We start from the raw sequence: 8,736 nt of genomic DNA on the forward strand, positions 1-8,736 counted from the left end.
AGTTGATGCGGCCCGAAGGGCATCCAGCCTTCCTTCAACAGTTGTACCTCGGCGCCGCGGGTGTCGTAAAGACGCAATGCCCACCAGCCGGGGCGAGGGAGGGTGTAGTGGAGTTGGAGCGTTGCATTAAAGGGGTTGGGGAAGGCAGAGAGGTGCATCGCGTAGGGCGGGATTCCGATATCGCCGTCGTCAGGGACGGCATCGGGTACGCCGTCAGGGTAGAAGGTGTGGATGACGCTCCAATAGCGCCGACCAAAGAGATAGAGTGGTGCATCATGCCACACCGACACCTTTCCATTTTGATGCCTAAATATTGGGTTTCTTCCGGTATAGCTTGCAACTGTATCTATAGGAAAAACATAACTATCCAACGAATCGCCATTGGTGTCTATTAGTAGCAACGCACTAAATGCTTGAAGTCGCCGGTCATACCATGGCCCTATGGAATCCTCATACACATGATGAATCAGGATTCGGTCTTCATCGAGAAGAATTGATCGAGTATGATTAGACAAAATATGCGGGCGGCGATAGAAGTAGGTTGCAATACTATCCCCTCGAGAATCGGTCATCAATACTTGCAACCGTCCCGGACGAGTTCCAATGATGGCAGATCCGCCATTATTCAGTGGGCACATTTCGTAAATGTAATTTATCAAAAAGTCGTTATTCCATACAAGATTCTTATACGATACGAGTTCTCCTTCAGTGTTGACAAGATATGTATTCGCTGAGAAGTAATAGATTCTTTGCCCTCGAATCTGGATTGTATCAAGGCCTTCTGCAAGATAGAAGAATTGATTGGTATTGACCTTACTTGGGAAAATGCCTCTAAATAACCTAGGCCTATCTTGATCGCCTCTTGCACTGAGAAACAAAATCCATATCATTTCGCCTTCGGACGTAATCCGCCCGGCATACCACAACTCGCGGTTATCGCGAATATCGTAAAGCAACACCATATAATCTCCATTTGGCAGCAATTTGGCATCGCGGACACCCAAGTACTCCGATGACAGATTGAGTTCCCGCATCTGCTCAGGCACAAATCCTGTATCACCGACATGCCAACGGTATAAATAGGGATCGGCATAGCCATGGCCCGGGAGCATTCGATGCACAATGAGATCATGCCATCCATCTCCAATGGGAATCACATATAGCCGACCATCTCCACTATCGTCCGCTGTCGGATCGAATCGAAATTGGCGATAAGGTCTATAATTCGTGTCGCCTAATGTTATCTCTATGCCTTGTATTCCCACATTGAAGCGAGCGAAGCCATTTTCATTATCAATAATAGGCTCAATCAATTCAATGTTAATAGGATGGCTTGAATATGGTTGCATGCCATAGGAACTGAGAGCAACCAATAAGAGAACCAACCCAAAGGATCGAGTGCTCATTCTGTAATCCGAGCATATAGGAGTCGGCAGATGAGGATTCTACCTAATCATGCCGACTCCCTCGATGCTCAACTTTCCTATTTAATCAGAACCAGACGTGACGTCCGACTTCCGACCTCTGGTATGGAAAGCCGAATGAAATACATACCTGCGCTGATGCCACTCGCGCTCCAGGTAGATTCATGTGCTCCTGCAGGCCACCTTCCGCTTGCGATAATGCCGATTCTCTTTCCGGTAATGTCGTATATTGCCAAATCGAGAACCGCTTCACTTGGAAGATAGAATCGGACTGAAATCCGGGAATTGAAAGGATTCGGGAATAGCGATCCAAACCCGAAATCGCTGGGCAGGGCCGGGCTTGTCGGCCGATTCCCCTCTGATTCGAGAAGGTCGTCAAGTGCAGCGAATCCTTCTTGTAACTGATAAACACCAACATCGCGATCAATGGCAGAGTTCAGTTCATCGGCATCGCCGAGCGCGATCCGGGCAGTTACAATTAGTTTCTCATTCTCGATGCTATCCGACAGACACTCCATTCGTTCCCTCCTCGCCTCCAATGCCGACAGGCATTCCCGGTAGCGATCCTCGCTGTGAAGCGTCATTATCGCTTCGCTTTCGGCCGTGAAAATGAGGGCAGGGTCATCGCAGCCGGCGGCGAACTCGGCATAGTAAGCCCTTAGGTCTTCATAGCCCTGCCCCACATATTCAAAGCAGCCATGGAGATAACGAAGCGCAGTATGGCGCCGTCCCCTCATCGATTCGTCCTCGGCAACCGCCTTGATGTAGGGAATTGCTTCACCATATTCCCTTCGATTCATCAATCTCAGCGCGGTCCGAAGATTCTGAACGTTAGCATTATAGTTTTGTGACCAATCACTGTAGTCGATGAGAGCGGGATTGCTGAAGAGTTCATCCTCAATGGACTCGGGGTCATTGGTGCCCCACCAGTTGCCGATAGCAGACCAACCGCCCGCCGTGTAGGAAACGAACTCCACCGCCCACACACTCTCATCGGGCGGTACTATGTTGTTCAAGCCGTCGTCAGCAAGCGGGTCGGAGGTTCCACGCAGTTGAATTTGAGCGGCTGCATTCTGCATAAAGTCAACATTTCCCAAGGATTCGTCCTCCGAGGTCATTACCGGCGAGGAGTTTTCGCAGCGCATTCCAAACTGGCCATTGTTGACGATTCTAGTCTCAAACTCCTCGTCATGAAGTCCAATCCATGGATTCGAATTGTAGAGCCGCAACCCACTGGATGTCGTTTGGGTTCCATCATTATTTCGAGAGATCAAGCCTCGGACTTCAACCTGGTCTTGAGGAGTGTTAGTGGACATCAGCACATTCTCGTAGGTGCAGCCGACAACCTCCACATTCGTCAAAATGACCTTTGAGTCGTAGATGTAGATTCCGGTTCCGCACTCATCTACATAAACGTCAGTCAGTTTGATTGGGTCGCCATCGTCGGAACTTCTGATATCGATACCGGCGAAATTTGAGTAGGTGAGTTCCACCCAAAGGTCTTCCAGAATACTCCCGGCATTGTTATCATTGCCATAGAAGCGAATTCCCTTCCACCCTGCACCGCCCACGCCGTCGTGCGAAAAGAGGATGGTTCCGTTGCTCATACCCCCAACCTCTGGGTTTGTAACAATGGTGCCATTCACCTTGAAACAATACTGACCTTTGGCGATGAAGGAGGAGTTCCCCTCTATCATTAGTTCCGTTCCTGCATCCACGTGAGCAACTGTGAAGTCGCTGAACATATAGTAAACCGCCCATGGCATTACGCCGGTGCCGCTCGAGCCCAACTTCACATAGGATTCGAGCGTCGCGGTCCCGGCTTCGTTGCGGTTGCTGTTTCCGTGGGGCCCGCCGAAGATGCCGCAATCGACGTCCGATGACCCGACATCGAGCCAGTTGGCGTCGTGATTGACGTTCATAAAGGCGTTGATGCCCTCGCCCGTCGGGTTCGACCCTTCCCACAAGAAGTGGAAGTCAAATGGTGAGGCTTCGCTTACAAGCCGCACTACCACCCCGTCAGCACCGTCAGCAATGCAGCCGGAAGTATCACAATTGATCCCACCGTCGTTCTGAAAGGCGTTGAACTCATAGATCGCGGGTGGATCATCGGTCGCGGTGGTGACATCGATCCCGGTGCCGCCATTGTCGCCGAAGATGTTGTAACTCAACTCGAGCATATAAGTCGGATTCTCGGGATCGAAGGTCTGCGGCCAGATATTGTTCCCTTCGCCATCCTGATATGAGTCCGGATCCCAGCCCTCGACACGCAGGCCGTCCCGGTCGTTCGACCAGAGGTTGCAGTTGCGGATGCGAACCTTCAGATTCTCATCTTGCTGCATGCCTTGATAGTCAAGGTCAGCGATGCGGATGCCATCGGTCGCGTTGTCGTAGATGGCGCAGTTGTAAAGGTTGTAGTAAGATCCGCCGGTGTGAGTTGAATTATCGAAGAGAATTCCGGTCCCGGCATTTCTGAATATCTCGTTGATTGATTCTCCGCGTATGGCACCTCTTAGCAGCAAGGCTGGCGCCGTGATGTTCTCATAGCGGTTGCCGCTCATTGTGTAGTATTGACCTTCCCGGCCGAGTTCAGCGCCCGATCCACCCATCGCACTGAACTGGCAATTCGTAACTTCGAAAGTGATCTGGGTGCTGCCTGGATCGGACGAAGTGTTGAGCCCGGTGCCGTAGTGCGAACTGATGGTGCAGGCATCCATCTCCAGCGCAACGTCGTCCCCGGCGATGTAAAGCCCGTCGTTGTCGCTGAGGCGGACTGTGCAGTTGGTGAGGGTTACCGAAGCGTCGCCATCGGTCACAATGAGCGCAGTGGATTTTCCACCGAATTCAAAGATAGTGTTGCCTGCGTCCAGGACGCCTTCGTAAGGCCCGGCCCGCCGGTGCCGGTTAGATCCTGGTTCTGCCCGTCCTCGCCGAAGACGTAGGTCGCAGCCATAGCGCCTCCGGCAGTCAGGCTAAAAAAGAAGAGAGAGAGAGAGAGAGACGACTCCGATCGTGAGGGTGCTCACGATCTGGCGAGAGGACATACGCATAGCCATTTCGAACCTCCTAACTTGATGCATCTCTATGATAGTCGCTCGCCCTATGGGGCGAAGCGGTGGGAGTTTCGATACGGAACAGCAGCGGTCATGGCGGAGTTCAAGAGGGGCAACTCTGCCGTACCAAAAAATATACGGTTCGGAAGACCCTTTGTCAATATCCCTGCGAAACTATTTTTGCGGCTGGCAGGCGGCGCCTTCCCCCTTTACTACTGCACCAGTTCCCGCGTATCGCGGGCGATGACCAGTTCCTCGTTGGTCAAGATCACCATTAGGCGGACGCCCTCGTCCGATATGCAGGTGACTTCCGGCCTGCCTGCAGCCCCCCCCATTATCCCTTTCTCACCTGCCTACTTCCCTCGCCCGCCTCACTCCGAACCATATATTGAAAAGGCACAAAAATGAGTCTGTTGAAGAAGTCCCGGCATCATTCCGGCGCAAGCCGGAATCCAGACTGGATGCTGACTTTCGTCAGCATGATGCGTGCTTAAGGCAAGCCTTGCTCTGGCTTTTGTCAACAGACTCAGAATGATAGTATCAGTGGGACGGACATTCATGTCCGTAATTTGGACCGGCAGGAATGCCGGTCCTACTGATGAGTACCACTATCATTTGCACCCATTACTATGTGCGTCATTTCACATAATCTATAGAACGACTGGAGGACCTTTGCCATAAACACTCCCGGCATCACTTGGAACACATCTTGCTACAATACGATAAGAATATCTGAAATTAGTCGCCTCACGCAAGTCCTCGTTAAGAATGCAACCGAGTGGTCGCATCGCCGGACTTGACGGCGCCTGACGACATCGTTCTTCGCTCATTCTATATTGGAGTCATCATGTCCGACAAACGCGCCGATCTCGCCGGACCCGGCATCGGCAACTACACCGACCTCGAAAGGGTCCTGCCTCGCGACTATGCGTCGCTCCTCGACCGCCGCGAGACCATGCACGCCCTTTACGACCTGAAGGGCTTCATCGAGGAGAATCTCTGCAAGGAACTAAACCTGATGATGGTCCAGGTGCCGCTGATCGTCGATGTCGAAGCGGGTGTCAACGACATGCTCGACCGCGACGGCTCGCGCACCCCCATCCAGTTCCACATCAACAACGACTACAACCAGCATCCGATCGACGCGCAGGTCGTGCAAGCCGCAACCAAGTGGAAGCGCGTCGCGTTGAAGCAGTTCGGCTGCAAGGTCGGCGAAGGCATCTGCACCGATATGCGCGCCGTCCGCAAGGACTACTTCCTCGATCACGACCATTCCTGTTACGTCGACCAGTGGGACTGGGAGCGCGTCATCATCGCAGGTGACCGCAATCTGGAGTTTCTGAAAGGGATCGTCCGCGGCATTTGGAAGGTGTTGAAGGGCTCGGAGGAGTTCATTCTCGGCAAGTATCCGAAACTGAACTCCAGGAAGTATCCCAACCTGCCGGATGAACTGGTCTTCCTCCAGGCCGAGGAGATCCTCGAGATGTTCCCCGACCTGCCCCGCAAACAGCGCGAGACGCAGGTCTTGCAGATGTATCCGGCGGTTTTCATCATCGGCATCGGCTGGCCGCTCGCCGACGGCTACCCGCACGAAATGCGCGCCGCCGACTACGACGACTGGGTCACGCCAACCCGCGAGCAGACGGGCAAGGATACGCACGGCTTAAACGGCGACATCCTGGTCTGGAATCCGGTGACGCACCGTCGTCATGAACTAACCTCGATGGGCATCCGGGTCAACGCCGAAACGTTGAAGATGCAACTCGAGATGGCGCATCAACTCGACTTCCTGAAGACGCCCTACCATCAAGGGATCGTAACCGGCGAACTGCCGCTCTCGATCGGTGGCGGCATCGGCCAGTCGCGCACAATGATGCTGCTCTTGAAGAAGGCGCATCTGGGCGAGGTCTCGGTTACAGTCTGGCCGCAGATTCTGAAGGACATCTGCGCCAAGCACAACATCTACGTGCTCGAATAGTCTTCCTGGGAGCAGAAAACGAGTGAGGGGCAGGTCATTCCAACCTGCCCCTCACTCCGGGCGTCGCTTATCGCTCATAATGTGGCGTCTGTGTCTTCACCTGACGCACCCCGTCGGGTGGAGACACCCGACGGCAAGACACAATACGCACCCCGCCGGGTGGGGACACCCGGCGGCACGACACAACTTGACGCACCCCGCCGGGTGGGGACACCCGACGGCACGACACAATCTGACGCACCCCGTCGGGTGGGGACACCCGACGGCACAAGACAATCTGACGCACCCCGCCGGGTGGGGACACCCGGCGGCACGACATAATGAATGGCGTCCTGGGTGTGCAGGCGCCTCCCATCTGCTTGAATACCCTTTCCCCTTATCCCCCTATCCCCTTTCCACTATCCACTTTCCATTTTCCCCTTCCGCTCATTCCCCCATCACCTCAAGCGCCAGTTCGGTCTTGCCGAAGGGCGGCATGATGTAGGCTCCCCGGGCTCTGTCGGCACAGACCCGCAACGCTTCCCGCGCGATCTCTACGCCGGCGGCAGCTGCCTGATCCTTGTCATCGATGCGCCGGAGGCGGTCGCGAATCGCCTGCGGCACCTGCATCCCCGGCACTTCGTTATGATAGAACTCGGCGTTGCGGTAGGAGACAAGCGGCAGTATCCCTACCAGCACCGGCACATCAGGGCGGTTCAGGCGGTCCAGAAACGCAAAGAAGAGTTCGACATCGAAGACCGGTTGGGTCATGATAAACCGCGCTCCGGCGGCCATTTTGCGATGCAGGCGCTCGATTTCATAGCCCGGATCGGACGCCCCCGGATTGGCTCCGCAGCCGAGGTGAAAGGTCGTTCCGCGCGGAATTGGATTTCCGGCCAGATCGAGCGCGTGATTCAGATTGTCGGCTATCTTCAATAAGCCAATCGCGTCGACATCGAAGACTGCCGTCGCCATCGGATAATCACCCAACTTCGGGGGGTCGCCGGTGATGCAGAGGATGTTGTCGAGGCCGAGCGCTTCGGCGCCGAGGAGGTCCGACTGCATGCCGAGGATGTTCCGGTCGCGGCAGGTGTAGTGCAGGATCGCATCGATGCCGGTTTCGCGCCGGACGATGCTCGCCAGCACCATTGCCGAAAGCCGCGCCGAGGCTCGCGGTCCATCGGGGACGTTGACTGCGGTTACGCCACGCGCCCTCAGGTCCCGCACGCGTTCGACGATCTTCCCGACGACCGGACTGCGCGGCGGGTTGATCTCCACCGACCACACGAACTGCCCGGTTGCGAGCGCTCGAGCCAGCGGGGAGAGGTCTTCATAAGCGACCTTCTCTGCTTCTGCCCGGGGTGCAGCAACCGGAACGACAACCTCCGGAACCTTGACCCGCGCCAGTTCGGGAACGACGGCTCGCAGCGCGGCATCCATTGCCCGGATGTGCGCCGGTGTCGAACCGCAGCAGCCGCCGATGATCCGGACGCCTTCCTGCACCATCCGCTTGGCATACTCGGCGAAATACTCCGGCGTGGCGCGGCAGATGAGCCGTCCTTCGACCCATTCGAGTTCACCGGCGTTCGGCATCAGCGAGACCGGCTTACTCGTTTGTGCAAGCAATTGCCGCGCGGCGTCGAGCAGTTTCGCCGGTCCGAGTGAGCAGTTGAACCCGATGGCATCGACCGGCAGAGCGTTCAAAACCTCCGCCATCTGTTCGATCGTTGCCCCGTAGGCGCTCTGGTCCCAGTCCGCAAGGGTGAACTGCGCCAAAAGGGGGACATCCGCCGACAGCGATCTCACCGCCCGCACTGCCGCCGTGAGTTCGGCCGGATCGATGATCGTCTCGACAGAGATAAGGTCAACTCCGCCGTCGAGCAACCCTTCGGCTTGTTCGCGATAGGCGGCTTCGGCTTCGCCCGCCGTGAGCGTTCCGAGCGGCGCCAAACGCCGTCCAAGCGGCCCTATCGAACCGCAGACATAGCCTTCCCGACCGGAACGTTCAACTGCCGCACGGGCAATAGCCACCCCGGCCCGGTTGATCTCCCGAACCTTCTGGGCAAGGTTGTGGGGAGTCAACTTGAACGTCGCCGCGCCGTAGGTGTTCGTCTCGATGATCGTCGCGCCAGCCTTCAGGTAATCGGCATGCACCGATCCGACCAGATCGGGCTGCGTCAGGTTCAGTTCGTCATAGCAGCGGTTGACATAGACGCCGCGTTGGTAAAGTTCCGTCCCCATGGCTCCATCGACGAGGATGGGGGGGCCGACGAGGCGTTCGCGAACGGTTAGCCAGTCTCTC

At 55.8% G+C, this 8,736-nt stretch carries 5 protein-coding genes; 2 read left to right on the forward strand and 3 right to left on the reverse strand.

What is annotated here, in order from left to right; genetic code table 11:
- The coding region (locus FJY67_10020) for a hypothetical protein (protein MBM3329789.1) at positions 1-1,406 on the reverse strand (1,406 nt) is incomplete at its 3' end.
- Between the two features lie 77 nt (positions 1,407-1,483).
- Positions 1,484-4,240, reverse strand: a complete 2,757-nt coding sequence (locus tag FJY67_10025) for a T9SS type A sorting domain-containing protein (GenBank protein ID MBM3329790.1) — start codon at positions 4,238-4,240, stop codon at positions 1,484-1,486.
- Positions 4,241-5,324: 1,084 nt separating this feature from the next.
- Here FJY67_10025 and FJY67_10030 point away from each other — a divergent pair.
- A complete protein-coding gene (locus tag FJY67_10030) occupies positions 5,325-6,455 on the forward strand; it encodes an aspartate--ammonia ligase (GenBank protein MBM3329791.1) in 1,131 nt (376 codons plus the stop codon).
- Between the two features lie 90 nt (positions 6,456-6,545).
- Positions 6,546-6,776 carry a hypothetical protein gene (locus FJY67_10035; GenBank protein MBM3329792.1) on the forward strand — a complete coding sequence of 77 codons (231 nt, stop codon included), beginning with the start codon at positions 6,546-6,548 and terminating at the stop codon, positions 6,774-6,776.
- Between the two features lie 105 nt (positions 6,777-6,881).
- On the opposite strand, the gene FJY67_10040 is transcribed toward FJY67_10035, so the two are convergent.
- On the reverse strand, positions 6,882-8,736 hold a 1,855-nt coding region (locus FJY67_10040; GenBank protein ID MBM3329793.1), incomplete at its 5' end, for a bifunctional homocysteine S-methyltransferase/methylenetetrahydrofolate reductase.

The sequence above is a fragment of the Calditrichota bacterium genome (assembly GCA_016867835.1).
Lineage (GTDB): Bacteria > Electryoneota > AABM5-125-24 > Hatepunaeales > Hatepunaeaceae > VGIQ01.

What these genes read in the sequence shown, in the direction of transcription:
- FJY67_10030 (MBM3329791.1), top strand. Translation starts at nt 5,325, where the DNA reads ATGTCCGACAAACGCGCCGATCTCGCCGGACCCGGCATCGGCAACTAC.